Raw genomic sequence first — 25940 nt, forward strand, 5'->3', positions numbered from 1 at the left:
TTACTCTCCTTTGCCGTCGGCCGCGGGAGCGGCCGGCGCGGCGGCGACCTTGCGGGCCACGCGCTTAACGGCGGGTTTCGGCGCGTCGGCGCCTCCAGTGGCCTCTGCGGGCTTGTCGCTGCCGTCGGCAGGCGCGGCGTTGGTGGTGCCGGCACCGGCGCCACCACGGGGACCGCGCGAGGGCGGGCCGCGGCGATCGCCGCCGGGGCCGCCACGGCGGTCGCCGTCACGGCGCGGACCGCGCGGACCGCGACGCTCCTCGCCCTCGGGGCGCGGCGTGCTGTCCAGCGACGGCGCGTCGCTGCGGCCCAGCGTGTCGCCCTTGTAGACCCACACCTTGACGCCGATGACGCCGTAGGTGGTCTTGGCTTCGCTGAAGCCGTAGTCGATGTCGGCGCGCAGCGTGTGCAGCGGCACGCGGCCTTCGCGGTACCACTCGGTGCGCGCGATCTCGATGCCGTTCAGGCGGCCCGACGACATGATCTTGATGCCCTGGGCACCGAGGCGCATGGCGTTCTGCATGGCGCGCTTCATCGCGCGGCGGAACATGATGCGCTTCTCGAGCTGCTGGGTGATCGAGTCGGAGATCAGCTGGGCATCGACTTCGGGCTTGCGCACTTCCTCGATGTTCACCGCGACCGGCACGCCCAGGCGGGTGGCGAGTTCCTTCTTCAGGTTCTCGATGTCCTCGCCCTTCTTGCCGATCACGACGCCGGGACGCGCCGAGTAGATCGTGATGCGGGCGTTCTTCGCAGGACGCTCGATCAGCACGCGCGAGACCGCGGCGTTCTTCAGCTTGCTCTTGAGGTACTCGCGGACCTTGATGTCCTCGGCCAGCATGCCGGCGAAGTCACGGTTGTTCGCGTACCAGCGGCTCGCCCAGTTGCGGCTGACCGCCAGGCGGAAGCCGGTGGGGTGGATTTTCTGTCCCATATTCTTCCTGCCTTCAGTTGCCGACGGTCACGTACACGTGGCACGTGGGCTTGCTGATGCGGTTGCCGCGGCCCTTGGCGCGCGCCGTGAAGCGCTTGAGCGTCGCGCCCTGCTCCACGTAGATGGTCTTGACCTTCAGCTCGTCGATGTCGGCGCCGTCGTTGTGCTCGGCGTTCGCGATCGCGGACTCCAGCACCTTCTTGACGATGCCGGCGGCCTTCTTCTCGGTGAATTCCAGGATGTTCAGCGCCTGGTCCACCTTCTTGCCGCGGATCAGGTCGGCCACCAGCCGGCCCTTGTCGACGGACAGGCGGACGCCACGGAGGACTGCACGGGTTTCCATGTCTGCTCCTTATTTCTTCTGGACTTTCTTGTCCGCGGGGTGACCCTTGAAGGTGCGCGTCAGGGCGAATTCGCCCAGCTTGTGGCCCACCATCTGGTCGGTGATGTAGACCGGCACGTGCTGCTTGCCGTTGTGCACGGCGATGGTCAGCCCGATGAAATCGGGCAGGATCATCGAGCGGCGCGACCAGGTCTTGATCGGCTTCTTGTCCTTGGCGGACACGGCCTTGTCGACCTTGGCCACCAGGTGGTGGTCCACAAACGGACCCTTCTTGAGAGAACGCGTCATCTGTGCGACCCCTGGTTATTTCTTGCGACGCGAGACGATGAACGTCTGCGTGCGCTTGTTGTTACGCGTGCGGTAACCCTTGGTCAGGTTGCCCCACGGATCCACCGGCGGCTTGCCCGTGCCGGTGCGGCCTTCGCCGCCGCCGTGCGGGTGGTCGATCGGGTTCATCGCGACGCCGCGCACCGTCGGGCGGATGCCCATGTGGCGCTTGACGCCGGCCTTGCCGAGCTGGCGCAGGCTGTGTTCCTCGTTGGCCACTTCGCCGATGGTGGCGCGGCACTCGATGTGGACCTTGCGGACCTCACCGGAGCGCATGCGGACCTGGGCGTAGGTGCCTTCGCGGGCCAGCAGCGTCGCCGAGGTGCCCGCCGACCGCGCGATCTGCGCGCCCTTGCCGGGCTGCAGTTCGATGCAGTGGATGGTCGAGCCCACCGGGATGTTGCGGATCGGCAGCGTGTTGCCGACGCGGATCGGTGCTTCCGAGCCGCTCACCAGCTGCGCGCCGACATCCAGCCCGCGCGGGGCGATGATGTAGCGGCGCTCGCCGTCGGCGTAGCACACCAGCGCGATGTGCGCCGTGCGGTTCGGGTCGTACTCGACGCGCTCCACCTTGGCCGGGATGCCGTCCTTGTTGCGACGGAAATCGACCACGCGGTAGTGGTGCTTGTGGCCACCGCCCTTGTGGCGGGTGGTGATGTGGCCGTTGTTGTTGCGGCCGGCCTTCTGGAACTGCGGCTCCAGCAGGGGCGCATACGCCTCACCCTTGTACAGGTGATCGCGCGTGACCTTGACCACGGCACGCTGGCCGGGCGAGGTCGGTTTCATCTTGACGACTGCCATTACGCGGCCTCCCCGGAGAGGTTCAGTTCCTGGCCTTCCTTGAGCGTCACGTAGGCCTTGCGAACGTTGTCGCGGCGGCCCACCGAGCGCCCGAAGCGCTTGGTCTTGCCCTTGGTGTTGACCACGGAGACGCCCTTGACTTCGACCTTGAACATCAGTTCGACGGCGGCCTTGATCTCGGGCTTGGTGGCATCCTGCAGCACCTTGAAGGTGACGGCATTGCTCTTGTCCGCGACGTGGGTGGCCTTCTCCGAGACGATCGGGGCGACCAGCACCTGCATCAGGCGGCCTTCGTCGAACTTGCGTTCGGCGGGGGTGGGGTTCACACGGCTCATGCGAACATCTCCTTGAGCTTGTCCATGGCGGCCTTCGTGACCAGCACCTTCTTGTAGTGCACCAGGGACAGCGGATCGGCGTAACGCGGCTCGACGACGAGCACGTTGGCCAGGTTGCGCGAAGCCAGGTACAGGTTCTCGTCGACTTCGTCGGCGATCACCAGCACCGATTCAAGGTTCATCGCCTTGAACTTGGCGGCCAGCTGCTTGGTCTTGGGCGAATCGACCTTGATGGAGTCCACCACGGCGATGCGGCCTTCGCGGGCCAGCTGGGAGAAGATGGACGCCATGCCGGCGCGGTACATCTTCTTGTTGATCTTCTGGGTGAAGTTCTCGTCCGGGCTGTTCGGGAAGATGCGGCCACCGCCACGCCACAGCGGCGAGGACGTCATGCCGGCGCGGGCGCGGCCCGTGCCCTTCTGCTTGAACGGCTTCTTGGTCGAGTGCTTGACCATCTCGCGGTCCTTCTGGGCGCGCGTGCCCTGGCGGGCATTGGCCTGGAAGGCGACGACGATCTGGTGCACCAGGTCTTCGTTGTATTCACGACCGAACACGGTCTCGGGCGCGTCGACCTTCGACGCGGCCTGGCCCTGCTCGTTCAGGAGTTCGAGCTGCATCACTTCCCTCCCTTGGCAGCGGCGGCGGGCTTGGCCTTGACGGCCGGGCGCACGGTGACGAAGCCACCCTTGGAGCCGGGGACCGCACCCTTGATCAGGAGCAGGCCGCGGGACTCGTCCACACGGATGACGTCCAGGTTCTGGGTGGTGGTGGTCACGTCGCCCAGGTGGCCGGACATGCGCTTGCCCGGGAACACGCGGCCCGGGTCCTGCGCCATCGAGATCGAGCCCGGCACGTTGTGCGAACGGCTGTTGCCGTGCGACGCGCGCTGCGAGCTGAAGTTGTGGCGCTTGATGGTGCCGGCAAAGCCCTTGCCGATCGAGGTGCCCTGCACGTCGACCTTCTGGCCCACGGCGAACAGCTCGGCCACCGGCAGGGTGGCGCCCGCGGCGTACTTGCCGGCGGTTTCGGCCGTCACGCGGAATTCCTGGATGATTTCACCGGCTTCGGCGCCCGCCTTGGCGAGGTGGCCGGCGACGGGCTTGGACACGCGCGAGGTCTTGCGCTTGCCGAACGTGACCTGCAGGGCCACGTAGCCGTCGTTGTCCTGGGTCTTGACCTGGGTGACTCGGTTGCCCGACACGTCCACCACCGTGACCGGGACTGCGTCCCCGTCATCGGTGAACAGGCGCATCATGCCCACCTTGCGGCCCAGCAACCCGAGGGAGTTGCTCTGACTCATGTTGTTCGCTCCGTTGCCCCCGCCGCAGCCGCTGCAATTGGCTTCTGCGTTTGACCGCCGGCAGGCCGAAGGTCGAGGGAAGGTTGATGATCGCTGCAGGCCTTGCGGCCATGACAGCACATGCCCGATTCGGGCAAGCCGGGGATTATAGCCCGCCTGCGCATCTCCTGCCAAGGGGCGATGCGAGCGGGGGCGGCTGGGGGCGCTGCCTCGACAATGCCGGGCTTTGCCACAGCCTCCCGGCCCCATGACGCCTTACTTCCTGCCCCGCCTGGGCGCGGTCGCCCTCGCGGCGCTTCTCGCCGCCTGCGCCCAGTCGCCGACCCGGCGTGCCCCCCAGCTCTCGATCGTCGGCGCTTCCGCCTCGATGGTCGCCACCCCCGACGCCTTCCTGGCCCGCTGCCGGGCCGACCTGGCCGCGTCCCGCGCCGCCATGGCGCGCCTGAAAGCCGCCTCCGCCACGGGCCTGCCCGTGCTGGACGCCTATGACGAGGCCCGGCGCCTCCTGCGCGACGCAGACAGCCGCGGCGGCCTGGCCGCCGAACTGCACCCGGACAAGGACATCCGCAGCGCCGGCGAAGCCTGCGGCCGCGAAGCCGACACCGTCGGCACCGAGTTCTCGCTCGACCGCGGCATCTACGACGCGCTGTCGCGCATCGATGCCAAGCCGCTGGACGCCGGCACGCGCCACTACCTCGAGCGCACGCTGCGCGACTTCCGCCTGGCCGGCGTCGACCGCGACGACGCCACCCGCGCCCGCGTGAAGGCGCTGAACGACGAACTCACCGCGCTCAGCCAGGAGTTCGGCAAGCACATCCGCGAAAGCGTCCTGACCGTGGAAGCCACGCCGGCCGAGCTGGAAGGCCTGCCCGCCGACTACATCCGCGCGCATCCGCCGCGTGCCGACGGCAAGATCGTGCTCAAGACGGACAGCCCGGACTACGGCCCGGTGATGAGCTATTCGCGCAGCACCGCGCTGCGCGAGCGGTTCTACAAGGCCTACGGCAACCGCGCGTATCCGCAGAACCTCGCGACGCTGTCGAAGATGCTCGCCAAGCGGCAGGAGTTGGCCAGGTTGCTCGGCTACGCGAACTGGGCCGACTACGTGATGGCCAACAAGATGATCGGCGACAGCCGCCACGCGGCCGAGTTCATCGAGAAGATCTCCAAGGCGGCCGAACCGCGCGCGCAGCGTGACTACGCCGAGATGCTGGCGCGCAAGCGCAAGGACGATCCCGCCGCCGCCGACGTCAAGCCGTGGGAGAGCGGCTACCTGGCCGAGCGCATCCGCGTCGAGCAATTCAATGTCGACTCGCAGGAGGTGCGCCCGTACTTCCAGTACGACAAGGTCAAGAAGGGCGTGCTCGAGACCAGCTCGCGCCTGTTCGGCATCCGCTTCGAGCGCATCGCGGACGCCAAGGTGTGGCACCCCGAAGTCGAGACCTACGACGTGTACGACACCGGCAACCGCCTGCTGGGCCGCATCTACCTGGACATGTTCCCGCGCGCGAACAAGTACAAGCACTTCGCGCACGGCACGCTTCTGCACGGCAAGGACGGCGTTGCGCTGCCCGAGAGCGTCCTGATGTGCAACTTCCGCCAGCCGACGGCGACCGACCCTGGCCTGCTCGAGTACGGCGCCGTGCGCACTTTCTTCCACGAGTTCGGCCACCTGGTGCACGCCATCGTCTCCGGGCAGGGGCGCTGGGCCGGCACCTCGGGCGTGGCGACGGAGCGCGACTTCGTCGAGGCGCCCTCGCAGATGCTGGAGGAGTGGATCCGCGATCCCAAGGTGCTGCAGACCTTCGCGACCCACTACCAGACCGGCCAGCCAATCCCGACCGCGCTGGCGCAGCGCCTGGTCAAGGCCGGCGAGATCAACCGCGGCCTGGGCGTGCGCGGCCAGATGTGGCTGGCGGCCATGAGCCTGGAGTACCACCGGCGCGACCCGGACGGCCTGGACACCACCGCCGTGATGCAGGAGCTGCAGCGCAAGTACACGCCGTACGAGCCGGTGCCCGGCAACCACTTCCAGGCGGCCTTCGGCCACCTCGACGGCTACTCCGCCGTCTACTACACGTACATGTGGTCGCTGGTGATCGCCAAGGACATGTTCAGCGAGTTCGCGGCGAAGGGCGACATCATGGACACGGGCATCGCCAGCCGCTACCGCAAGTCGGTGCTGGAGCCCGGTGGCAGCAAGCCGGCCGCGGACCTGGTGAAGGACTTCCTCGGCCGGCCGTACAGCTTCAAGGCGTACGAAGCCTGGTTGAACAGCGAGCAGTAATCCCTTTTCCCGCACGCAAGGAAAAAGCCGCCCGAGGGCGGCTTTTTCGCGGGGGCTGCGAGCGGTTACTGCAGCTTGATCTCGACGTCCACGCCAGCCGGCAGGTCCAGCTTCATCAGCGCGTCGACGGTCTTGTCGGTCGGGTCGACGATGTCCATCAGGCGCTGGTGCGTGCGGATCTCGAACTGGTCGCGCGAGCTCTTGTTCACGTGCGGCGAGCGCAGGATGTCGAAGCGCTTCATGCGCGTCGGCAGGGGCACCGGGCCCTTGACGATGGCGCCGGTGCGCTTGGCGGTGTCGACGATCTCGGCGGCGGACTGGTCAATCAGCTTGTAGTCGAACGCCTTCAGGCGGATGCGGATCTTCTGCTGTGCCATGGCCATCACTCCATGATCTTGGCGACGACGCCGGCGCCCACCGTCTTGCCACCCTCGCGGATGGCGAAGCGCAGGCCTTCTTCCATGGCGATCGGGGCGATCAGCTTGACGGTGATCGTCACGTTGTCACCCGGCATCACCATTTCCTTGTCCTTGGGCAGCTCGATCGCGCCGGTCACGTCCGTCGTGCGGAAGTAGAACTGCGGACGATAGTTGTTGAAGAACGGCGTGTGGCGGCCGCCTTCGTCCTTGGACAGGACATAGATCTCGGCGGTGAAGTGCGTGTGCGGCTTCACGGAACCGGGCTTGCACAGCACCTGGCCGCGCTGGACTTCCTCGCGCTTGGTGCCGCGCAGCAGGATGCCGACGTTGTCGCCCGCTTGGCCCTGGTCCAGCAGCTTGCGGAACATCTCCACGCCCGTGCAGGTGGTCTTGATCGTGGGCGCCAGGCCGACGATCTCGATTTCCTCGCCGACCTTGACCACGCCGCGCTCGACACGGCCGGTCACCACGGTACCGCGGCCGGAGATGGAGAACACGTCTTCCACCGGCATCAGGAACGCGCCTTCGACGGCACGCTGCGGGGTGGGGATGTAGCTGTCCAGCGCATCGGCCAGGCGCATGATGGCCTGCTCGCCGAGGTCGCCCTTGTCGCCTTCCAGCGCCAGCTTGGCCGAACCCTTGATGATCGGGGTGTCGTCGCCGGGGAAGTCGTACTTGGACAGCAGCTCGCGCACTTCCATTTCGACCAGTTCCAGCAGCTCGGCGTCATCGACCATGTCGCACTTGTTCAGGAACACGATGATGTAGGGCACGCCCACCTGGCGGGCCAGCAGGATGTGCTCGCGCGTCTGGGGCATCGGGCCGTCGGCGGCGGAGCAGACCAGGATCGCGCCGTCCATCTGGGCGGCACCGGTGATCATGTTCTTCACGTAGTCGGCGTGGCCGGGGCAGTCGACGTGCGCGTAATGGCGGTTGGCCGTCTCGTACTCGACGTGCGCCGTGTTGATCGTGATGCCGCGCGCCTTTTCTTCGGGAGCCGCGTCGATCTGGTCGTAGGCCTTGGCTTCACCGCCGAACTTGGCCGCCAGCACGGTGGCGATCGCCGCCGTCAGGGTCGTCTTGCCGTGGTCCACGTGGCCGATGGTGCCGACGTTGACGTGCGGCTTGGTCCGCTCGAACTTACCTTTTGCCATTGGGAAATCTCCGATAAAGAGCAACGCCCGTGGGGGGTTTAACGTCTGCACCGCATCACTGGGTCCCTCGCCACGGGCAGCGCGGGGTGTGCGGTCGCAGACACAACGGAGGACAACAGGGCGACTGGCGCCGCCCTGTCCTTCGACTTATTTCGCGCGCGCGGCGACGATGGCCTCGGCCACGTTGCGCGGAGCTTCGGCGTAGTGCTTGAACTCCATCGTGTACGTGGCGCGGCCCTGCGACATCGATCGCAGCGTGGTCGAGTAGCCGAACATCTCGGACAGCGGGACCTCGGCCTTGATCGCCTTGCCGCCGCCGACCATGTCGTCCATGCCCTGCACCATGCCGCGACGGGACGACAGGTCGCCCATCACGTTGCCGGCGTAATCCTCCGGCGTCTCGACTTCCACGGCCATCATCGGCTCGAGGATCACCGGGTTGGCCTTCCGCGCGGCTTCCTTGAAGCCGAAGATGGCGGCCATCTTGAACGCCTGCTCCGACGAGTCCACGTCGTGGTACGAACCGAAGGTCAGCGTGACCTTGACGTCCACGACCGGGTAGCCGGCCAGCACGCCCGTGTTCAGCGCCTCGATCACGCCCTTTTCCACGGCCGGGATGAACTCGCGCGGCACCACGCCGCCCTTGATCGCGTCGACGAACTCGAAGCCCTTGCCGGCTTCCTGCGGCTCCAGCGTGAAGACGACGTGGCCGTACTGGCCCTTGCCGCCCGACTGGCGCACGAACTTGCCTTCGACGTCGGTGACCTTCGAGCGCACCGTCTCACGGTAGGCGACCTGCGGCTTGCCCACGTTGGCCTCGACGCCGAACTCGCGCTTCATGCGGTCGACGATGATTTCCAGGTGCAGCTCGCCCATGCCACCGATGATGGTCTGGCCCGATTCCTCGTCCGTGTTCACGCGGAACGACGGGTCCTCCGCGGCCAGGCGCTGCAGGGCCACGCCCATCTTTTCCTGGTCGGCCTTGGTCTTGGGTTCGACGGCCTGGCGGATCACCGGCTCGGGGAACACCATGCGCTCCAGCGTCACGATGGAGTCCGGGTCGCACAGGGTCTCGCCCGTGGTGACGTCCTTCAAACCCACGCAGGCGGCGATGTCGCCGGCGCGGATCTCGTCCACTTCCTGGCGGTTGTTCGCATGCATCTGCACGATCCGGCCGATGCGCTCCTTCTTGCCGCGGATCGGGTTGTAGACGCTGTCGCCCTTGGTGAGCACGCCCGAATAGACGCGCACGAAGGTCAGCTGGCCCACGAACGGGTCGGTCATCAGCTTGAACGCCAGCGCCGAGAACTTCTCGTTGTCGTCGGCCTTGCGGCTGGTTTCCTTCTCGTCTTCATCCATGCCCTTGACCGGCGGGATGTCGATCGGCGAAGGCATCAGCTCGATGACGGCGTCCAGCATGCGCTGCACACCCTTGTTCTTGAACGCGGTGCCGCACAGCATCGGCTGGATTTCGCCGGCGATGGTGCGCGTGCGCAGGCCGAGGGTGATCTCCTCTTCGGAGAGGTCACCTTCTTCCAGGTACTTGTTCATCAGGGCTTCGTTGGCCTCGGCGGCCGCCTCGACCATCTTCTCGCGCCATTCCTTGGCGGTTTCCACCAGCTCGGCCGGGATCTCCTCGAAGGTGAACTTCATGCCCTGGGACGCCTCGTCCCAGATGATGGCCTTCATCTTGCGCAGGTCGACCACGCCCGTGAAGTTGTCCTCGGCACCGATCGGGATGACGATGGGCACGGGGTTGGCCTTCAGGCGCAGCTTCATCTGGTCGTAGACCTTGAAGAAGTTCGCGCCGGTGCGGTCCATCTTGTTGACGAACGCGAGGCGCGGCACCTTGTACTTGTTGGCCTGGCGCCAGACCGTCTCGGACTGCGGCTGCACGCCGCCCACGGCGCAGTACACCATGCAGGCGCCGTCCAGCACGCGCATGGAACGCTCCACCTCGATGGTGAAGTCCACGTGGCCGGGGGTGTCGATGATGTTGATGCGGTGCTCGGGGAAGGACATGTCCATGCCCTTCCAGAAGCAGGTGGTGGCCGCCGACGTGATCGTGATGCCGCGCTCCTGCTCCTGCTCCATCCAGTCCATGGTGGCGGCGCCATCGTGCACTTCACCGATCTTGTGGTTCACGCCGGTGTAGAACAGGATGCGCTCGGTCGTCGTGGTCTTGCCGGCGTCGATGTGCGCCGAGATCCCGATGTTGCGATAGCGCTCGATGGGCGTTTTGCGGGCCATGATGATCTTTCGTTGAAAAGGGAAAGGGCCCGCTCTCGGCGGGCCCGTTCCACAGATGGGGACGGTCTTTAGAAGCGGAAGTGGCTGAAGGCCTTGTTCGCCTCGGCCATGCGGTGCACTTCGTCGCGCTTCTTCATGGCGCCGCCACGGCCTTCCGTGGCTTCCATGATCTCGTTGGCCAGGCGCAGGGCCATGGACTTCTCGCCGCGCTTCTTGGCGGCTTCCTTGATCCAGCGCATCGACAGCGCCAGGCGGCGCACCGGGCGCACTTCCACCGGCACCTGGTAGTTGGCGCCACCGACGCGGCGGGACTTCACCTCGACCATCGGCTTGACGTTGTTGATGGCCATGGTGAACGCCTCGACCGGGTCGCGGCCAGGGTTCTTCTTCTCGATGTGGTCGATGGCACCGTAGACGATGCGCTCGGCCACCGCCTTCTTGCCGCCTTGCATGATGACGTTCATGAACTTGGCGAGCTCGACATTGCCGAACTTGGGATCCGGCAGGATTTCACGCTTGGGGACTTCGCGACGACGTGGCATTTCTGTTCCTTTCTTGCTTCAGCTGGTCCTCTGGGGACCTGGAGGGCCATCCGGGCCTTCCGCTTACTCGACCCGACAACCGGGTCACTACGCTTCGATTCGCCTGCCGAGCGAGTGAAGCACCGACAAACGAAAAACTCTTTAGGCCTTCTTCGGGCGCTTGGCGCCGTACTTGGAGCGGGACTGCTTGCGATCCTTGACGCCCTGCAGGTCGAGGGAGCCGCGGACGATGTGGTAGCGCACGCCCGGCAGGTCCTTCACGCGGCCGCCGCGCACGAGCACCACCGAGTGCTCCTGCAGGTTGTGGCCTTCACCGCCGATGTACGAGATGACCTCGAAACCGTTGGTCAGGCGCACCTTGGCGACCTTGCGAAGCGCCGAGTTCGGCTTCTTCGGCGTCGTGGTGTACACGCGGGTGCACACGCCACGGCGCTGCGGGCTGTTCTGCATCGCGGGCGACTTGGATTTGGTCTTCTCGACCTCCCGCCCGTGACGCACGAGTTGGTTGATGGTTGGCATTGAAAAAAGATGTCCCTAAGCGTCGAAAAAATTGGCGCCCGGCCTCACCGAGCGCGCATGGCATCCCCGCCCCAACAGCGGGAAAGCCCGCCAGTATATCCCGAGGCGGTGTTTCCCTCAAGCAGGCGGGCTGTCGCCGGGCCGAAGCCCGGCAGGTGACGTGAGCGCCGGCTCAGCCGCCGGCGCCCGACTGGCGCGTCACTTGACCCAGAGTCGCACCGCGTCCCAGGCCCGACCAAGCACGCCGGCCTGGTCCACCGCCTCCAGCGCCACGAGCGGCACTTCGGCGACGACCTTGTCGCCGGCCAGCACCTTCAGCGAGCCGACCGGCTGGCCCTTGGCCAGCGGAGCGACCAGCGGGTCGGGCCGCGCGACCGCGGTCTTCAGTTGCGCGGCAGTGCCCGCCGGCACGGCGACGACGACCGGCTGCGGACGGCCCAGCTTGGCCGTGTTGGACGTGCCCTTCCAGATCTCGGGCGTCGCGACCGCCTGGTTGGCGTCGAACAGCTTGATGCCCTCGAAGGCGGTGAAGCCCCAGTTCAGCAGCTTCTGCGATTCGTTGGCGCGCGCTTCCTCGCTGCCGGTGCCCAGCACGATCGACAGCAGGCGGCGGCCCTGCAGGTTCGGGAAGTCGCGCTTGGCGGTGGCGATCAGGCAGTAGCCGGCGGCGTCGGTGTGGCCGGTCTTCAGGCCGTCCACCGTCGGATCGCGGAACAGCAGCAGGTTGCGGTTGGTGTCGTTGGCCGTCGGCGTGCCCTGGTAGCGGTACTTCTTGATCGCGTAGTAGTGCAGGTACTCCGGGAAGTCCTGCATCAGCCGCGTGGCCAGGATGCTCAGGTCGCGCGCCGTGGTGGTGTGCCCCGGCGTCGTCAGGCCCTCGGGGTTCTTGTACGAGGTGTTCTTCATGCCCAGCGCCTTCGCCTGCTGGTTCATGAGCTCGACGAAGTGCTCGACCGAGCCGCCGACGCCTTCCGCCAGGGCCACGGTCGCGTCGTTGCCCGACTGCACGATCATCCCCTTGATCAGGTCGTCGACCGGCACCTGCATCTTCGGGTCGATGAACATGCGCGAGCCGGGCATCTTCCAGGCGCGCACGCTCACGGGCAGCGTCTGCTGCAGCGACACCTTCTTGGCGCGCAAGGCGTCGAACACCAGGTACTGCGTCATCAGCTTGGTGAGCGACGCAGGTTCGACCGGGTTGTCGACGTCGCGCCCGGCCAGCACCTGGTTGGCGCTGACGTCCATCAGCAGGTAGCTGCGGGCGGCGATCTCGGGGGGTTGCGGAACCTGGGCCGCGGCGGCCAGGCAGAAAAGGGCCAGCAAGGGCGCGAACAGCGCCTTGGCGAATCGGGTCATCGTGGTCGTGGGATTCAGGAACGGAGGTGGCGTGCCACCAGGGACTTCAGGAGCGGCAATTGTCCGTGAAAGAAGTGCCCGCCACCGGGCACGACGCTGACGGGAAGGGCCTGCGGACGCGCCCAGTCCAGGACGGATTGCAACGGCACCGTGTCATCTTCCTCACCGTGGACCACCAGGGTGCGGTCGTGCGCCTCCAGCGGGATGGCCGACACGGAGAACCGCGAGGCGGCCGTGCCCACGAGGACGATCTTGCGCACCTCGCGCGTGTCCCACACGGACGCCAGCACCTGGCTGGCGACGAACGCGCCGAACGAGAAGCCCCCCAGCGCGATCGGGCCCTCGGGCGCGAAGTGCGCGACCAGCAGGCGCATGTCGTCGGCCTCGCCACGGCCCTCGTCGTGCACGCCGGCGCTGCCGCCGACGCCACGGAAGTTGAACCGCACCGACGACCAGCCGCCCTGCACGAAAGCGCGCGCCATCGTCTGCACGACCTTGTTGTCCATCGTGCCGCCGAACAGCGGGTGCGGATGCGCCAGGAAGGCGACGCCCTGCGTGGGGCCGTCCGGGTCGTCGCGCAGCACTTCGAGCGCACCGGCGGCGCCGGGCACCTGCAGGCGGCGGGTGAAGGTATTCATGGTGCTCAGCGCCCCAGGTGCGGCGGCGTGAGCAGGCGATCGACGACGCGCCCCTGCTTCAGGTGCGACTCGACGATCTCGTCGATGTCCTGCGCGTCCACGTACGTGTACCAGACGGCCTCGGGGTACACCACGCACACCGGGCCGGCCGAGCAGCGGTCCAGGCAGCCGGCCTTGTTGACGCGGACCTTGCCGGGACCGGCCAGCCCCTGTGCCTTGACCTGCGCCTTGCAGCGGTCGAAGCCTTCCTGCGCGTTGTGGTCGGCGCAGCAGTTCTCGCCGTTGGTGCGCTTGTTGGTGCAGAAGAAGATGTGCCGCTCGTAGTACGAGGGGCGGGATGCATCGCTCATTGGGGGATTCTAGGAGCGGGCTCGCGCGTGGACAGGCGCACGAGCACGTAGACCAGCACCGCGTAAGGCCAGAGCCACCCCAGCCACTGCGCGAGCCCGTGGAAGCGGATGAAGCGCCCCTGCTCCCACGCCTGCAACGTGTGCGCGAAGTAAGCGCTCGTCGGGGCCTGGTTCAACAGGCTCAGGTGCAGCGCCAGCGCCAGCAGCAGCACGGCGGCGCTGCCACGACGTGGCAGCGCCAGCAGCAAGAGCGCCAGGACCAGGCCGGCGACGAGCCCGACGCGCACCGGCAGGCTGAGCCATGCCCAGGCATGGGAAGGCCCCCAGCTCAGTGCAGCGGACAGCGCGGTCACGCCGACGCCGACCAGCACCAGCACGAGCGTCGCCGTCGCCCGCCGACCGACAGACCGCATCACGGAGTGCGCCAGCAGGCAGGGCGCCAGCACCCCGAGCGCGACGCACGCGAGCTCCGCGCTGGGGACCAGCGGCTGCAGTTCGACGTCGCGCACGGGCAGCCAGCCGAGGAACGGCGTGTCGGCCAGCCACTCGCCGAGCGCCGCCTCGAGCCGCTCCAGCACCTGGCCCAGCCCCAGCGGCACGGCGGCGGGGAACAGCAGGGCGAACGGCCACAACGCCAGCAGGACGAGCGCGCCACGGGCCTCGTCGACGAACCAGCGGACGCGGAACCGGCTCCAGTGGTCCACCGCGCCCCAGCGCTCGAGCGCGCCCGCCACGCAGGCCCCGAGCGCAGCGCCCAGGGTGTTCAGCGCGGCATCCAGGTTGGACGGCACGCGTTCGGGCAGGTAGCTCTGGATGCCCTCCATCGCCAGCGCGAGCACCGCCGCGGCGAGCGTGGCCAGGCCGACCGCGCGGCCGATGCCGCCACCCGACGCCGCCGAAGCGCGCCGCAACACGGCCAGGGCCAGCAGCACCCCGAGCGGGGCGTAGCCGGCGACATTGGCCAGCAGGTCGAACGCCGTCCAGTACTTGGGCCAGGGGCTGGCGAGGAAGGCCCAGGGCGCGATGCCCTGGTCGCGCCAGCCACTGAACGGGTACAGGCTCGCGTAGACGATCAGGACTGCATACGCCTGCGCCAGCGGCCAGGCGGATGTCTTGCGGCCTTCCATGCCTCAGAACGGCTTGACGACCACCAGCACCACGGCGGCGAGCAGCAGCAGCACCGGTGCCTCGTTGAACCAGCGGTACCAGCGGTGGTTGCGCGTGTTGGCGCCACGCTCGAATTTGCGCAGCAGGAGCACGCACGCGTGGTGGTACCCGACCACCAGCAGCACGACGCCGAGCTTGGCGTGCATCCAGCCGGTTCCACGCCCGATGCCATAGCCGAGCCACAGCCAGAGGCCCAAGCCCAGCGCGGGCACGGCGAGCAGCGTCGTGAAGCGCAGCAGCTTGCGGGCCATCAGCAGCAGCCGTTCGCGCTCGGCCAGCGATCCGGGCTCGACCATCGCGAGGTTCACGTAGATCCTCGGCAGGTAGAACAGGCCGGCGAACCAGCTCGCGACGAACACGATGTGCAGCGCTTTGACCCAGAGCATGGGCCGAGTGTACGGAAGGGGTGGGCCCGCGACGGGCTGGCGCGGCCATAAAAAAACCCCGGCCTGAGCCGGGGTCCGAAAGCCTTTTTGCTGTCACACATCAAGGCACCCGCTCAGGGAGGAAAAGCGGGGAGCGGCAAGCCGCCCGGGGGCTAATTTAGCAAAGCCCTCCTGCGCTTACAAGGCGCAGCCGCACCGCCCATCGGCGGCCCCCCCATGGCGATGGGGCACAATTTTCGGATGGTCCTGCACGCTTCGTATCCCCATGGCCGTCCGCGCCGCCTGCGCCGCGACGACTTCACCCGCAACCTGGTGCGCGAGAACGCGCTCACCGCGCACGACCTCATCTACCCGGTGTTCGTGCTGGACGGGCACAAACGCCGCGAGACGGTGACGTCGATGCCGGGCGTCGAACGCCTGAGCCTCGACCTGCTGCTGCCCGTCGCCGAGGAATGCGTCGCGCTCGGCATCCCGGTGATGGCGCTGTTCCCTGTGCTCGACCCGAAGCTCAAGACCGACGACGGCCGCGAAGCGTGGAATCCCGATGGCCTCGTGCCGAGGGTCGTGCGCGGCCTGAAGGAGCGGTTCCCGCAACTGGGCGTGATGACCGACGTGGCGCTCGACCCGTTCACCAGCCACGGCCAGGACGGCCTGCTCGATCCCACCGGCTACATCCTCAACGACGAGACCGTCGAAGTGCTGGTCAAGCAGGCGCTGGTGCAGGCCGAGGCCGGCGTGGACATCGTGGCGCCGAGCGACATGATGGACGGCCGCATCGGCGCCATCCGCCAGGCGCTGGAGCAGCGCGGCTCGATCCACACGCGGATCATGGCGTATAGCGCGAAGTACGCGAGCGCGTTCTACGGCCCGTTCCGCGACGCCGTCGGCTCGGCGTCGAACCTGGGCAAGGCGAACAAGAAGGTCTACCAGATGGACCCGGGCAACAGCGACGAGGCGCTGCGCGAGGTCGCGATGGACATCGCCGAGGGCGCCGACATGGTGATGGTCAAGCCCGGCATGCCCTACCTGGACGTCGTGCGCCGCGTGAAGGACGAATTCCGCGTGCCCACCTTCGCGTACCAGGTGTCGGGGGAATACGCGATGCTGCGCGCCGCGGCGCAGAACGGCTGGCTCGATGGCGACCTGGCGATGATGGAAAGCCTGCTCGCGTTCAAGCGCGCCGGCGCCGACGGCGTGCTCACCTACTTCGCGCTCGAGGCGGCGCGCAAGCTGCGGGCCTGAGCGGCGCATGCAGATCGTCGAGTTCACCGGCGGCTCGCTGCGCTTCCTGGAAAGCGTGCCGGCCCGCCCTCCGGCGGACGGCTTCGTCTGGATCTTCCTCGACCGCGAGAACCTGCGCGAGGCGCTGCCCACGCTGCAGGCCGCCGCGCACCGGCTGGGCGGCTCGGCGCTGCTGGACCTGCACGTCAAGGACCTGGAGAACGCGACCCACCCGTCGCACTACGACTTCACATCGGTCTACGACCTGGTGATCTTCCGGCGCCTTGCCACACCGGACGAAGTGGATCGCGAGCTGGAGGCGAACGGCACCGCCGTGCGCGCAGTGCCGGCGCTGGCCAGCTTCTACCGGATCCGCACGCGCGCCGTGTCGTTCGTCGTCTGCGACCGCTTGCTGGTCTCGGTGCACCCGGCCGCGTGCCTGACGGCCCGCTCGTTCATCAGCCGCTACCTGTCGGACGTCGTGCAGGGCGAAGGGGTCGCCGCCAACCGCAGCCGCCTGCCGGCCAATCCCGCGGACCTGATGCTGCGCATGGTCAACGTGATGGTCGACGGCTACCTGGAACTGCGCAAGCAGCTGAGCACGGAGCTGGACCAGTGGCAGCAGGAACTGCTGCGTCCCGGCTCCGACTTCCGCGGCTGGGGCGGGTTGATGGTGGCGCGGCGCGAACTGCACCTGCTCGAGGACCTGTGCGAGGAGCAGAACGACGCGATGCAGGAGTGGCTGGACACGGCGCGCGAGACGCCGCCGCCGAACCTGTCGCAGGCCGAGCGCGACGGCCTCGTGGCCCGCGCGCGCGACGTCGTCGAGCACATCCAGCGCGTGGTGCACCAGGTGCGGCGCATGGAGGAGGGCGCCGAGAGCGTGGTGCAGATCCACTTCTCGGCACAGAGCAACCGCACCAACAACATCATGCGCACGCTGACGGCGCTCACGGCGATCTTCCTCCCGCTGAACCTGATCACCGGCATCTTCGGGATGAACTTCGCCAGCATGCCGCTGCTGCGCGACCCGATCGGCTTCTGGGTGGCAGTGGGCGGCATGGTGGTCATCGCGCTGTCGCTGGGGCTGGTGTTCTGGCGCAAGCACTACCTGGAGCGCAGTTCGCGCTGATCGCGTGCAGGGGGCGGTTCGCATCGGCTGTGCGGGCTGGACGTTGCCAGCCGACGTCGCGCCCCAGTTGCCGGCCGGCGACTCGCACCTGGCCCGCTACGCGCAGGTGTTCCCCTGCAGCGAGATCAACAGCTCGTTCCACCGGCCGCACCGCGCGTCCACCTGGCAACGCTGGGCCGCCTCGGTGCCGCCCGGTTTCGCCTTCTCGGCGAAGCTGCCCAAGACGATCACGCACGAAAGGCGCCTGCTCGACTGCGGCGCGCTGCTCGACGAGTTCCTGGCGCAGGCGAACGGGTTGGGCGCATCGTTGGCCTGCCTGCTCGTGCAGATGCCGCCCAGCTTCGCCTTCGATGCGGATGTCGCCCGTGCGTTCTTCAGCGGCTTGCGGTCGCGATGGGAGTTGCAGGTGGCCGCCGAACCACGCCACGCGACCTGGTTCGGTGCCGAGGCCGACGCCCTGCTGCGCGACATGCGCATTGCCCGTGTGCTGGCCGATCCCGTGCGCCATCCCGAAGGGGGCCAGCCGGGCGGCTGGCACGGCCTCACCTACCTGCGCCTGCACGGCACGCCGCGCATGTACTACTCGTCGTATCCCCAGGCGCAGTTGGAGGCACTGGCGCAGCGCATCGCACAGCAGGCCGCGACGGGCAGCGAGGTCTGGTGCATCTTCGACAACACGGCCAGCGGCGCGGCCGCCGGCGACGCGCTGCAACTGCAGCGGTTGCTCGTTCAGACGAAGGGCGGCTGAAGCTGCTCGTTGGCGAGCACGCGCTGCACGGCAGGCCGCTCGAGCATGCGCTGCAGGTAGGGGCCGAGCCGCGGCAGCTCACGCGCCTTGCCGCTCGGGAAGTTGCGGGTCCAGCGGCACAGCGTGAAGACGTAGGCATCGAGCGCGGTGTACTGCTCGCCGAGGAACCACGGACCGGCGTGCGAGGCCAGCTGCTCCTCCAGTTGCCCGAGCAGGCCGACCACCTTTTCGTGCGCGTGCCGCTTCACCTCCGCCGCGCCTTCCGCATTGCCCGCATCGACCCAGCGGTCCGGGTAGAAGTACACGATCAGAGCCGCCTGCAGCGTGTTGGTCAGCCACATGAGCCACTTGTAGAACTGCGCGCGATCGTTCGTGCCCAGCGCGGGCACGAGCTTCGCCTGCGGCTGCGTGTCGCACAGGTGCAGCGCGATCGCCGCGGTCTCGTACAGCACGAGATCGCCGTCGACCAGCACCGGCAGCAGGCCGTTCGGGTTGAGGCGCAGGTAGTCCGCCGCCTTGTGCGCGTTGGCCATGCGGTCGACGAACACGCGCTCGTACGGCACGCCGATGTCCTCCAGCAGGATGTGCGGCACCATGGCCGCGGTGCTGGGGTAGTGGTGCAGCTGGATCATTTCGGTTCCGGCAGTCCGAAGAGGGTTGCCGCGTTGCCCCACGCGATGCGGCGTGCGACGTCGGCCGGCAGGTCACCGAGCCACGCGCGGTAGCCGGCCATCAGGTCGTCGTAGCTGTCCCAGCGCTGGTTGACCCAGGTGTCCGAGCCGATCACGAAGCGTCCTGGGTACTTCAGGAGCAACTCGCGCCACGGCGCGCACAGCTTGCCGCCTTCGCAGGTCAGGCCCGGCCGGTACGACAGCTCGCCCATCAGCAGCGGGTACTTGGCGAACAGCTGGTCGACGCGCGCCACCGGCGCGCCGCCGATGCCGGTGTGCGCCCAGATCAACCGCGCCTTCTGGCCGCGTGAAGGCGTGTTCGCCATCAGGAGGTCGATGGCGGTGTCGTCGACGTGCGCCAGCACCACCAGCTGGCGCTCCTCGGCGAGTCGCATCAATTGCCGTGCGACCGGGCCGTTGGCGTTCGCGCTGTCGTACAGGTGGAACTCGCCGATGCCGCGGAATGGGCCGGCGGCCGACCCGCGGGCGAGCTCGTCGAGCACCATGCGGTGGATGCTCTCGTCGCGGTACCAGTTGTCGTAGTCGGCGCGGTTGCGGTACAGCCGCACGAAGGGCACGACGGTGACGCCGGCGGCGCGCACCTGGGGCGAGCCGGCCAGCGTGTGCGTGCCGTCGTTCGGCCGCGAATTGGACAGGATCGCGCGCACGCCGTTGCGCTGGAACCTGGCCGCGGCCTCCTGCGGCGGCACCGGGCCGCTGCGGCCATCCCAGGCCTCCACGTTGTAGTGCAGGTGGGCATCGAACAGCGGCCCCACGTAGGGAGCCGCCAGGGCGACGCCGCACGTCAGCGTCGCCAGCAGCGCGGCCAGTCCCTGCCGCAGGGCGCGCATCACGCGGCCAGATGCTTGCCGAAGAACGCCAGCGAGCGCTCGCGCGCTACCTTGGCCGACGGTTCGTCGTACGAGCCGCGCTGGTCGCAGTTGAAGCCGTGGTTGGCCTTGTAGACGTGGACCTCCACGTCCGGGTGCGCCTTCCTGAACGCCTCGACGCTGTCCAGCGGGATCCAGTGGTCCTGGTCGCCGAAGTGCGCGAGCACCGGCACCTTCGGCTGGCGCGCCGATTCGTCCGGCGTCGTCATGCCGCCGCCGTAGTAGCAGACCGCGGCCGACAGGCCGTCGAGCGTGCAGGCCGAGCGCCAGGACAGCAGCCCGCCCCAGCAGTAGCCGACGATGCCGACCTTGCCGCCCTGCTTCGCGTGCGTGATCGCGGCCTGGATGTCCTGCATCACGCCGGGCGCGGGCAGCGCCTCCACGGCCGTCTTCAACGCGAAGCCCGCCTGCATGTCGTCCTGGCTGTAGCCCAGTTCCACGCCCTGCTTCACGCGGTGGAAGGTCGACGGCGCGACCGCAAGGAAGCCCTGCGCCGCATAGCCGTCGGCGACGGACCGGATGTGCGAGTTGACCCCGAAGATCTCCTGCAGCACCACGACGGCGCCCTTCGCGGCGCCGGTGGGCTGCGCCACGTAGGCGGGGAAGCGGAAGCCGTCGGCGGCTTGCAGGTCGACGAATGCACCCATGGTGGTCTCCTTCGTGTGTGGGCGCGTATCCTAATCCCGGCAAAACGAACCAGGAGGCTCGATGGGCAATGTGGTGCTGGTCACCGGCGGCAGCCGGGGCATCGGGGCGGCGACGGCGCTGGCCGCCGCGGCGGAAGGCTGGAAGGTGGCGGTCAACTACGCGGCGCGCCGCGATGCCGCCGATGAGGTGGTGCACGCGATCGAGTCGCGCGGCGGGCAGGCGATCGCGGTGCAGGCCGACGTCGCCGACGAGCAGCAGGTGCTGGCGATGTACGAAGAGGTGGACCGCTTCGGCACGCTGGGCGCGCTGGTGAACAACGCCGGCGTCGTCGACGTCGCGGCACGCGTGGACGAGATGTCGGTCGCGCGGCTGCGCCGCATGTTCGACATCAACGTGCTCGGCTCGATCGTCTGCGCGCGCGAAGCCGTGCGGCGCATGAGCACGAAGCACGGCGGCGCGGGTGGCTCCATCGTCAACGTCTCCAGCGCCGCGGCGCGCCTGGGCGCGGCGGGCCAGTACGTCGACTACGCGTCCGCCAAGGGCGCCATCGACGTGTTCACGATGGGGCTGGCCAAGGAAGTCGCGGGCGAAGGCATCCGCGTGAACGCGGTGCGCCCCGGCCTGATCGAGACCGACATCCACGCGTCGGGCGGCATCCCGGACCGCGTCGAACGCCTGAAGCACCAGGTCCCGATGCAGCGTGGCGGCACCGCGGAGGAGGTCGCACACGCCATCGTCTGGCTGCTGTCGCCGCAGGCGAGCTACACCACCATGAGCCTGCTGGACGTGTCGGGGGGCCGCTGATGGAGTCGCGCCTGTACTGGGAGGACCTGAAGCCCGGCACCGTGCTCGACCTGGGCACGGTGTCGCCGACGGCGGAGGAGATCAAGGCCTTCGCCACCCAATTCGACCCGCAGCCGTTCCACGTCGACGAACAGGCCGGCCGCGAGTCCGTCTTCGGCGGCTTGTGCGCGAGCGGCTGGCACACCTGCGCGATGGCGATGCGGCTGACGGTCGACAACTTCCTGCGCAACTCGTCGAGCATGGGCTCGCCCGGGCTGGAGAAGCTGTCGTGGATGAAGCCGGTGTTCCCCGGCGACGTGCTCACCCTGCGCCACCGCATCCTCGAGTCGCGGCCGCTGCGCAGCAAGCCCGACATCGGCCTTGTGCGTTCCGTGTGGGAGATGTTCAACCAGAACGGCGAGCAGGTGCTGCTGATGGAAGGCTACGGCATGTTCCGGCGCCGCGAGCCGGGATGAGGGTCAGCGCTCGCCCTTGAGGTGGCGCATCAGCTGGTGGCTGGTGTTGCGCAGGCGCTGGGCCAGCAACTGCGTGATCTTCACCAACAGCTTGGCGCCCACGCCCGGCTGCTCCGCGATCAGGCGCGCGACGCCCTCGCGCGTGAGCACCGCGGCCTCGACGTCGCCCAGCGCCCAGCAACTCGCGAACCGCGGCTCGCCATCCAGCATCGACATCTCGCCCAGCACGGCGCCGGCGCGCAGCACGGCCAGCCGCGCGGCTTCGGACTGGACCGGTGCCTGCGACGTCGCACCCACCGGGCGCTTGCCGACGTCCACCGTGCCGGACAGCAGCAGCATCATCCAGTCGCTCTTGTCGTCCTCGCGGATCAGCAACTGGCCCGGCCTGGCGCGCACGTGCAGCATCACGCTGCCCAGGGCGTCGACCTCGTCGGCCGTGAAGTCCTGCAGCAGGGCCGACTCCATCAGCAGGTCGCGGCGCTGCGCGAGGCGGATGCACGGGCCGAGCACCTCGAGCCCCGCGGCCTCCAGTTCCTCGCGCACCGGGCGGCGCGGCGCCACCGACGTGACGAGCCGCGCGGCGGCATCGGTCCGGTCGGCGGCGTCCGGCTTCACTTGGTCTCCCGCACCTGGCGCAGCCACAGGCTGATGTCCGCGGCGGCGGCATCGGTGGCGGCGGTCATCGCGCGCACGCCGCCTGACGCATCCGGCGTCGGTGACTCGCCTTCCACGGCGATGCTGCGCTGGCCCACCAGCTGCTCGCCGCCCGTGGTGTTGGCCAGCAGCGTGGCGCGCAGGCGGATCACGCCGCGGCTGCGCGCTTCCGAGTCGAACACCTGCGCGAACTCCTCCAGCTCCAGCCGCAGGATGTAGATGGCACTGAGCCCCTCGCGGCCCAGCGCGGCACTTTCATCGGCGCTGAGCACCGGCCGCTCGCGCCCGAGTTGCTGGCGCAGGCGCTGGCGCACCAGTTGCGGCGGCGGCGCGGTCCAGCGCGATTGCGAGTACGCGCGCAGCTGGTGGTCGTCCGAGTAGCCGAGCCGGTACAGGATCGCGGAGCTGTCCAGAGCCCCCGACGCCTCGATGTCCGGCACGACGACGGCCACGCGCGGCTCCGGCTTCGCGGCAGGCGCCACCAGCGGGGGCAGCGGGCCCATGTCGAACAGCACGGGCCGTTGCGGCTTGTCGACGAAGCCGGCGCAGCCGCCCAGCAGCAAGGCGAGCGCGACCCAGGCGAGTCGGTGCAGGCGGATCATTTCTTCCCTCCAGGCGACACGAAGCCCTCCTCGCCCGGTCCCGGCTCGATGCGGCCGCTGCCGAAGATGAGGGACTGCGGGTTGTCGTTGATGTTGTTGACGGTCCGGCTCAGCTGGCGCACCGCGCGCGTGGTGTCTTCGGTGACGCGGTTGATGCGCGGCAGCGTGGCGGCGTTGAACGAGTCGGCCGCGTGCGACAGCGCCTGCGTGCCTTCGGACAGGCGATCGATCGGGCCGTCCTTCTCGTTCAGGCGGCGCGCGGTGACGCCGATCTCGTGGATCGTCGAGCGCGTTTCCTCGGAGGTGTCGCGCAGCGAGGCGAGCGCGGTGTCGGTGCGCTTGACCAGCGACGGAATGTCGACCTTGCGCGGGCCGAATTGCGCGGCGAGCGTCTGGTCGACGTTGCGGCTCAGGGTGCTCAGGTCGGCGGCGGCCTGCGACACGTTGGCCACCGCCGTCGGCAAGCCCTTGCCGCCCTTGTCGTCCAGCAGGCCGTTGACGCGCGTGGTGATCTCTTCGACCTGGTCCAGGATCTTCTCGCCCTTCTCCGTGAGCTTGGCCAGCAGGCCCGGACGCAGCGGGATGCGGGGTGGCGCGTCGTTGTTCGGCTGCAGCAGCGGTGCCGGCTTGCCGCTGTCGTCCAGCTGCACGAAGGCCAGGCCCGTCACGCCCTGGAACGAGAGCGTCGCGAACGTGTCCGTGCTGACCGGCGCACCATTGCCGATCTCCAGCCGGATCAGCACGTTGCCCTGGTTCTTCGGGTCGAAGCCGATGCGCGTGACCTTGCCGACGTCGACGCCGCGGTAGCGCACGGGCGCCTGCTCCTGCAGGCCGGTGACCGACTCGCGGGTCGAGATCTCGTAGGCGTCGCGCGGGCCGGAATCCCGCGTGAGCCAGGCACCGAGCACCAGCAGCATCACCGTGAGCGCCACCACGAAGATTCCGGCGGCGAGGGCGTGGGCCTTGTTTTCCATGCGGGGTGGCTCCTAGACGGCGAACGGGTACTCGCGCAGCAGCTCCATGGCGCGCTGGCCGCGTTGCCCGAGGAAGAAATCATGGATGAAGGGATGCTGGAACGCGATCACGTCCTTGGGCGGCGCGTTCACGATGACGCGCTTCTCGGCCAGCACCGCGATGCGCGTGGACAGCTCGAACAGCGTGTCCAGGTCGTGGGTCACCATGATCACGGTGAGCGCCAGGTCGCGGTGCAGCGAGCGCAGCAGCGTGACGAAGCCGTCCGAGCTGTCCGGGTCCAGGCCCGCGGTGGGCTCGTCCAGCAGCAGCAGCGGCGGATCCATGATCAGCGCGCGCGCGAGGGCCACGCGCTTGATCATGCCGCCCGACAGGTCCGACGGCATCTTGGCGCCGTCATCGGGTTGCAGTCCCACCATCTGCAGCTTCACCATCGCCGCCTCGTGGATCAGCGACGTGGGCAGCGTGCGCAACTCACGCAAGGGGAACGCGATGTTCTCCAGCACGCTGAACGCGGAGAACAGCGCCCCGTGCTGGAACAGCATGCCCACGCGGCTGGCGGCGGCACGCTCGCCGAGCGAACCGCGCGGCTGACCCAACACGCGGATCTCGCCGGCGGCCGGTTGCTCGAGGCCGAGGATCTGGCGCAGCAGCACGGTCTTGCCGGTGCCGGAGCCGCCCACCAGCGACATCACCTCGCCGCGGCGCACCGTGAGGTCCAGGTTGTCGTGCACCGTGAACGTGCGGCCGGGCAATTCGAACTGCGTGCGCAGGCCGCGGATCTCCACCATCGGCGTCGCCGCCTTCGGCTGCTGCGGGTCCTGCACGCGCGGCTCCATCAGAACCCCACCTCCTGGAACGCGATGGCGAACAGCGCATCGACCAGGATCACCACGGTGATCGAGGTGACGACCGAGGCGGTCGTGCCCTCGCCCAGGCTTTGCGTGTTCGGCAGCACCGCCAGGCCGTAGTGGCAGCCGATGAGGGCGATGAGCAGCCCGAACACGACCGACTTGCTGGTGGCCAGCACCAGGTTGCCGATCTGCACCGCGGCCGGCAGCGCGTTCATGAAGAAGGTCGGCGTGATGTCCAGCGAGATGTCGGACGCCAGCATGCCGCCGGCCAGCGCGCACAGCGTCGTCCAGATGCTGATCAGCGGCATCGCGATCGCGAGCGCGAGGGCGCGCGGCAGCACGAGGCGGAAGGTGTGCGAGATGCCCATCACGCTCATGGCATCGAGTTCGTCGGTGACGCGCATGACGCCGATCTGCGCCGTGATGGACGAGCCGGAGCGGCCCGCGACCAGGATCGCCGCCAGCATCGGCCCCAGCTCGCGGATCAAGGCCACGCCCAGGATGTTCACGATGAACGCGTCGGCGCCGAACTGCCGCAACTGCTTGGCCGTGAGATAGGCCAGCACGACCCCGATCAGGAAGCCCACCAGCGCGGTGATCGGCAGCGCGGTCGCCCCGATGTGGTACAGGTGCCCGGACAGGTCGCGCCACGGTCCGTAGTGCGGCGCCTTGGCGAGGCGGAACGTGTCCAGCGCCAGCTGGCCGGCCAGGCGCACGAAGTCCTTGACCGCGGCGACGCGCTGCAGGACCGCCTCGCCGAACTGCAGGTAACGCTGGCGCCAGCCGACAGGCTGCCGCGCCGGCGCATCGTTGGTGAACTGCTCGACCCGCTCGAGCACCGCGCGCTGGCCCGGCAGCAGGTCCAGCGTCTGGGGGCGGCGGCGCCCCCAGTGGTCCCACAGCAATTGCGCGCCCACGTGGTCCAGCTGCGCGACCGAGCGCAGGTCCCACGCGGCCGCGCCTTGCGCCCCGGCCAGTTGCGCATGCACGTCGGCGAGGAGGCCAGGTTCGGCGAACTGCCCGGCGGTCCATGCGCCCTGCAAGCGGGCTCGGGCGGCACCGCCTTCTTCGGGTGCGACTTCGACGCGGGGCGGGGAGGGGTCCTGCATGCGGGTGCGGTCGGATGCGCGATGCTACCTGCAGAGTTGTCCTTGCGGCGATGCCCCATCCGGGGTATCCCGC

Annotated in this window: 31 protein-coding genes; 6 read left to right on the top strand and 25 right to left on the bottom strand. The window is 68.5% G+C overall.

All coding sequences use genetic code 11. From position 1 onward, the window contains the following. From rpsC to rplC, 7 genes are read right to left on the bottom strand one after another with little or no spacing between them, the layout of a single operon-like run. A complete protein-coding gene (gene rpsC / locus I8E28_RS00780; RefSeq protein WP_200785957.1) occupies nt 1-933 on the bottom strand; it encodes a 30S ribosomal protein S3 in 933 nt (310 codons plus the stop codon). 13 nt (nt 934-946) lie between these two features. Continuing rightward, on the bottom strand, nt 947-1276 hold the full coding sequence (gene rplV, locus I8E28_RS00785) for a 50S ribosomal protein L22 (RefSeq protein ID WP_200785958.1): 330 nt from the start codon (nt 1274-1276) through the stop codon (nt 947-949). A gap of 9 nt (nt 1277-1285) precedes the next feature. Continuing rightward, entirely contained in the window at nt 1286-1564 is a 279-nt protein-coding gene (rpsS, locus tag I8E28_RS00790) for a 30S ribosomal protein S19 (protein ID WP_027102398.1), read from the bottom strand. A 15-nt stretch (nt 1565-1579) separates the two neighbouring features. After that, nucleotides 1580-2404, bottom strand: a complete 825-nt coding sequence (gene rplB / locus I8E28_RS00795; RefSeq protein WP_200785959.1) for a 50S ribosomal protein L2 — start codon at nt 2402-2404, stop codon at nt 1580-1582. Further along, nucleotides 2404-2739 carry a 50S ribosomal protein L23 gene (rplW, locus tag I8E28_RS00800; RefSeq protein ID WP_200785960.1) on the bottom strand — a complete coding sequence of 112 codons (336 nt, stop codon included), beginning with the start codon at nt 2737-2739 and terminating at the stop codon, nt 2404-2406. Before rplW ends, rplB begins: the two co-directional genes overlap by 1 nt. Further along, nucleotides 2736-3356 carry a 50S ribosomal protein L4 gene (rplD, locus tag I8E28_RS00805; RefSeq protein WP_200785961.1) on the bottom strand — a complete coding sequence of 207 codons (621 nt, stop codon included), beginning with the start codon at nt 3354-3356 and terminating at the stop codon, nt 2736-2738. The genes rplW and rplD overlap by 4 nt, the downstream gene beginning before the upstream one ends. After that, entirely contained in the window at nt 3356-4039 is a 684-nt protein-coding gene (gene rplC, locus I8E28_RS00810) for a 50S ribosomal protein L3 (RefSeq protein ID WP_200785962.1), read from the bottom strand. The genes rplD and rplC overlap by 1 nt, the downstream gene beginning before the upstream one ends. A 247-nt stretch (nt 4040-4286) precedes the next feature. Between rplC and I8E28_RS00815 the strand changes: the two genes are divergently transcribed. Next, nucleotides 4287-6326, top strand: a complete 2040-nt coding sequence (locus I8E28_RS00815; RefSeq protein ID WP_200785963.1) for a M3 family metallopeptidase — start codon at nt 4287-4289, stop codon at nt 6324-6326. Nucleotides 6327-6391: 65 nt separating this feature from the next. On the opposite strand, the gene rpsJ is transcribed toward I8E28_RS00815, so the two are convergent. The 10 genes from rpsJ to I8E28_RS00865 form a co-directional block, all read right to left on the bottom strand. After that, nucleotides 6392-6703: a 30S ribosomal protein S10 gene (rpsJ, locus tag I8E28_RS00820; protein WP_145895499.1), complete on the bottom strand. Its 312-nt coding sequence runs from the start codon at nt 6701-6703 to the stop codon at nt 6392-6394. Nucleotides 6704-6708: 5 nt separating this feature from the next. Next, the gene (gene tuf / locus I8E28_RS00825; protein WP_200785964.1) at nt 6709-7899 is read right to left on the bottom strand and encodes an elongation factor Tu; all 1191 of its coding nucleotides are present in this window, start codon (nt 7897-7899) and stop codon (nt 6709-6711) included. A 147-nt stretch (nt 7900-8046) separates the two neighbouring features. Continuing rightward, nucleotides 8047-10149 carry an elongation factor G gene (gene fusA, locus I8E28_RS00830; RefSeq protein WP_200785965.1) on the bottom strand — a complete coding sequence of 701 codons (2103 nt, stop codon included), beginning with the start codon at nt 10147-10149 and terminating at the stop codon, nt 8047-8049. 68 nt (nt 10150-10217) lie between these two features. Then, nucleotides 10218-10691, bottom strand: a complete 474-nt coding sequence (gene rpsG, locus I8E28_RS00835) for a 30S ribosomal protein S7 (RefSeq protein WP_200785966.1) — start codon at nt 10689-10691, stop codon at nt 10218-10220. A gap of 141 nt (nt 10692-10832) precedes the next feature. Further along, nucleotides 10833-11210: a 30S ribosomal protein S12 gene (gene rpsL, locus I8E28_RS00840; protein WP_145895503.1), complete on the bottom strand. Its 378-nt coding sequence runs from the start codon at nt 11208-11210 to the stop codon at nt 10833-10835. A gap of 198 nt (nt 11211-11408) precedes the next feature. Next, on the bottom strand, nt 11409-12566 hold the full coding sequence (locus I8E28_RS00845) for a D-alanyl-D-alanine carboxypeptidase family protein (RefSeq protein WP_200785967.1): 1158 nt from the start codon (nt 12564-12566) through the stop codon (nt 11409-11411). Between the two features lie 14 nt (nt 12567-12580). After that, the gene (locus I8E28_RS00850) at nt 12581-13204 is read right to left on the bottom strand and encodes an alpha/beta hydrolase (RefSeq protein WP_200785968.1); all 624 of its coding nucleotides are present in this window, start codon (nt 13202-13204) and stop codon (nt 12581-12583) included. 5 nt (nt 13205-13209) lie between these two features. Next, entirely contained in the window at nt 13210-13554 is a 345-nt protein-coding gene (locus I8E28_RS00855) for a (2Fe-2S) ferredoxin domain-containing protein (RefSeq protein ID WP_200785969.1), read from the bottom strand. Continuing rightward, nucleotides 13551-14681 carry a VanZ family protein gene (locus tag I8E28_RS00860; RefSeq protein ID WP_200785970.1) on the bottom strand — a complete coding sequence of 377 codons (1131 nt, stop codon included), beginning with the start codon at nt 14679-14681 and terminating at the stop codon, nt 13551-13553. Before I8E28_RS00860 ends, I8E28_RS00855 begins: the two co-directional genes overlap by 4 nt. A 3-nt stretch (nt 14682-14684) precedes the next feature. Then, nucleotides 14685-15107 (bottom strand): CopD family protein, encoded by a 423-nt coding sequence (locus tag I8E28_RS00865; protein ID WP_200785971.1) that lies wholly within the window; start codon nt 15105-15107, stop codon nt 14685-14687. 240 nt (nt 15108-15347) lie between these two features. Here I8E28_RS00865 and hemB point away from each other — a divergent pair, with 240 nt between their 5' ends. From hemB to I8E28_RS00880, 3 genes are read left to right on the top strand one after another with little or no spacing between them, the layout of a single operon-like run. Next, nucleotides 15348-16349 (top strand): porphobilinogen synthase, encoded by a 1002-nt coding sequence (gene hemB / locus I8E28_RS00870; protein ID WP_200785972.1) that lies wholly within the window; start codon nt 15348-15350, stop codon nt 16347-16349. Between the two features lie 7 nt (nt 16350-16356). Continuing rightward, a complete protein-coding gene (locus I8E28_RS00875; RefSeq protein WP_200785973.1) occupies nt 16357-17460 on the top strand; it encodes a magnesium transporter CorA family protein in 1104 nt (367 codons plus the stop codon). Between the two features lie 43 nt (nt 17461-17503). After that, entirely contained in the window at nt 17504-18208 is a 705-nt protein-coding gene (locus I8E28_RS00880) for a DUF72 domain-containing protein (RefSeq protein WP_207793993.1), read from the top strand. On the opposite strand, the gene I8E28_RS00885 is transcribed toward I8E28_RS00880, so the two are convergent. From I8E28_RS00885 to I8E28_RS00895, 3 genes are read right to left on the bottom strand one after another with little or no spacing between them, the layout of a single operon-like run. Further along, complete coding sequence (locus tag I8E28_RS00885) at nt 18190-18840, bottom strand: glutathione S-transferase family protein (RefSeq protein WP_200785975.1); 651 nt, start codon at nt 18838-18840, stop codon at nt 18190-18192. The two genes, I8E28_RS00880 and I8E28_RS00885, sit on opposite strands and share 19 nt — an antisense overlap. Next, on the bottom strand, nt 18837-19730 hold the full coding sequence (locus I8E28_RS00890) for an amidohydrolase family protein (protein ID WP_200785976.1): 894 nt from the start codon (nt 19728-19730) through the stop codon (nt 18837-18839). The genes I8E28_RS00885 and I8E28_RS00890 overlap by 4 nt, the downstream gene beginning before the upstream one ends. Continuing rightward, complete coding sequence (locus I8E28_RS00895; RefSeq protein WP_200785977.1) at nt 19730-20416, bottom strand: dienelactone hydrolase family protein; 687 nt, start codon at nt 20414-20416, stop codon at nt 19730-19732. The genes I8E28_RS00890 and I8E28_RS00895 overlap by 1 nt, the downstream gene beginning before the upstream one ends. 61 nt (nt 20417-20477) lie before the next feature. On the opposite strand from I8E28_RS00895, the gene I8E28_RS00900 reads away from it, so the two are divergent. Together I8E28_RS00900 and I8E28_RS00905 are read left to right on the top strand one after the other, a co-directional pair. Then, nucleotides 20478-21221: an SDR family oxidoreductase gene (locus I8E28_RS00900; protein WP_200785978.1), complete on the top strand. Its 744-nt coding sequence runs from the start codon at nt 20478-20480 to the stop codon at nt 21219-21221. Beyond that, the gene (locus I8E28_RS00905; RefSeq protein ID WP_200785979.1) at nt 21221-21676 is read left to right on the top strand and encodes a MaoC family dehydratase; all 456 of its coding nucleotides are present in this window, start codon (nt 21221-21223) and stop codon (nt 21674-21676) included. The genes I8E28_RS00900 and I8E28_RS00905 overlap by 1 nt, the downstream gene beginning before the upstream one ends. A gap of 3 nt (nt 21677-21679) precedes the next feature. On the opposite strand, the gene I8E28_RS00910 is transcribed toward I8E28_RS00905, so the two are convergent. Genes I8E28_RS00910 through I8E28_RS00930 form a run of 5 tightly spaced genes read right to left on the bottom strand, consistent with a single transcriptional unit; the run spans nt 21680 to nt 25867 of the window. Next, nucleotides 21680-22291, bottom strand: coding sequence for a cyclic nucleotide-binding domain-containing protein (locus I8E28_RS00910; protein WP_338050699.1), 612 nt, complete (start codon nt 22289-22291; stop codon nt 21680-21682). Then, nucleotides 22288-22932 (bottom strand): ABC-type transport auxiliary lipoprotein family protein, encoded by a 645-nt coding sequence (locus I8E28_RS00915; RefSeq protein ID WP_200785980.1) that lies wholly within the window; start codon nt 22930-22932, stop codon nt 22288-22290. The genes I8E28_RS00910 and I8E28_RS00915 overlap by 4 nt, the downstream gene beginning before the upstream one ends. After that, the gene (locus tag I8E28_RS00920) at nt 22929-23906 is read right to left on the bottom strand and encodes an MlaD family protein (protein ID WP_200785981.1); all 978 of its coding nucleotides are present in this window, start codon (nt 23904-23906) and stop codon (nt 22929-22931) included. Before I8E28_RS00920 ends, I8E28_RS00915 begins: the two co-directional genes overlap by 4 nt. A 12-nt stretch (nt 23907-23918) precedes the next feature. Continuing rightward, entirely contained in the window at nt 23919-24743 is an 825-nt protein-coding gene (locus tag I8E28_RS00925) for an ABC transporter ATP-binding protein (RefSeq protein WP_200785982.1), read from the bottom strand. Further along, nucleotides 24743-25867: an MlaE family ABC transporter permease gene (locus I8E28_RS00930; RefSeq protein ID WP_200785983.1), complete on the bottom strand. Its 1125-nt coding sequence runs from the start codon at nt 25865-25867 to the stop codon at nt 24743-24745. The genes I8E28_RS00925 and I8E28_RS00930 overlap by 1 nt, the downstream gene beginning before the upstream one ends. Between the last annotated feature and the right edge of the window lie 73 nt (nt 25868-25940).

Origin of the sequence: Ramlibacter algicola, assembly GCF_016641735.1 — a bacterium.
GTDB lineage: Bacteria > Pseudomonadota > Gammaproteobacteria > Burkholderiales > Burkholderiaceae_C > Ramlibacter > Ramlibacter algicola.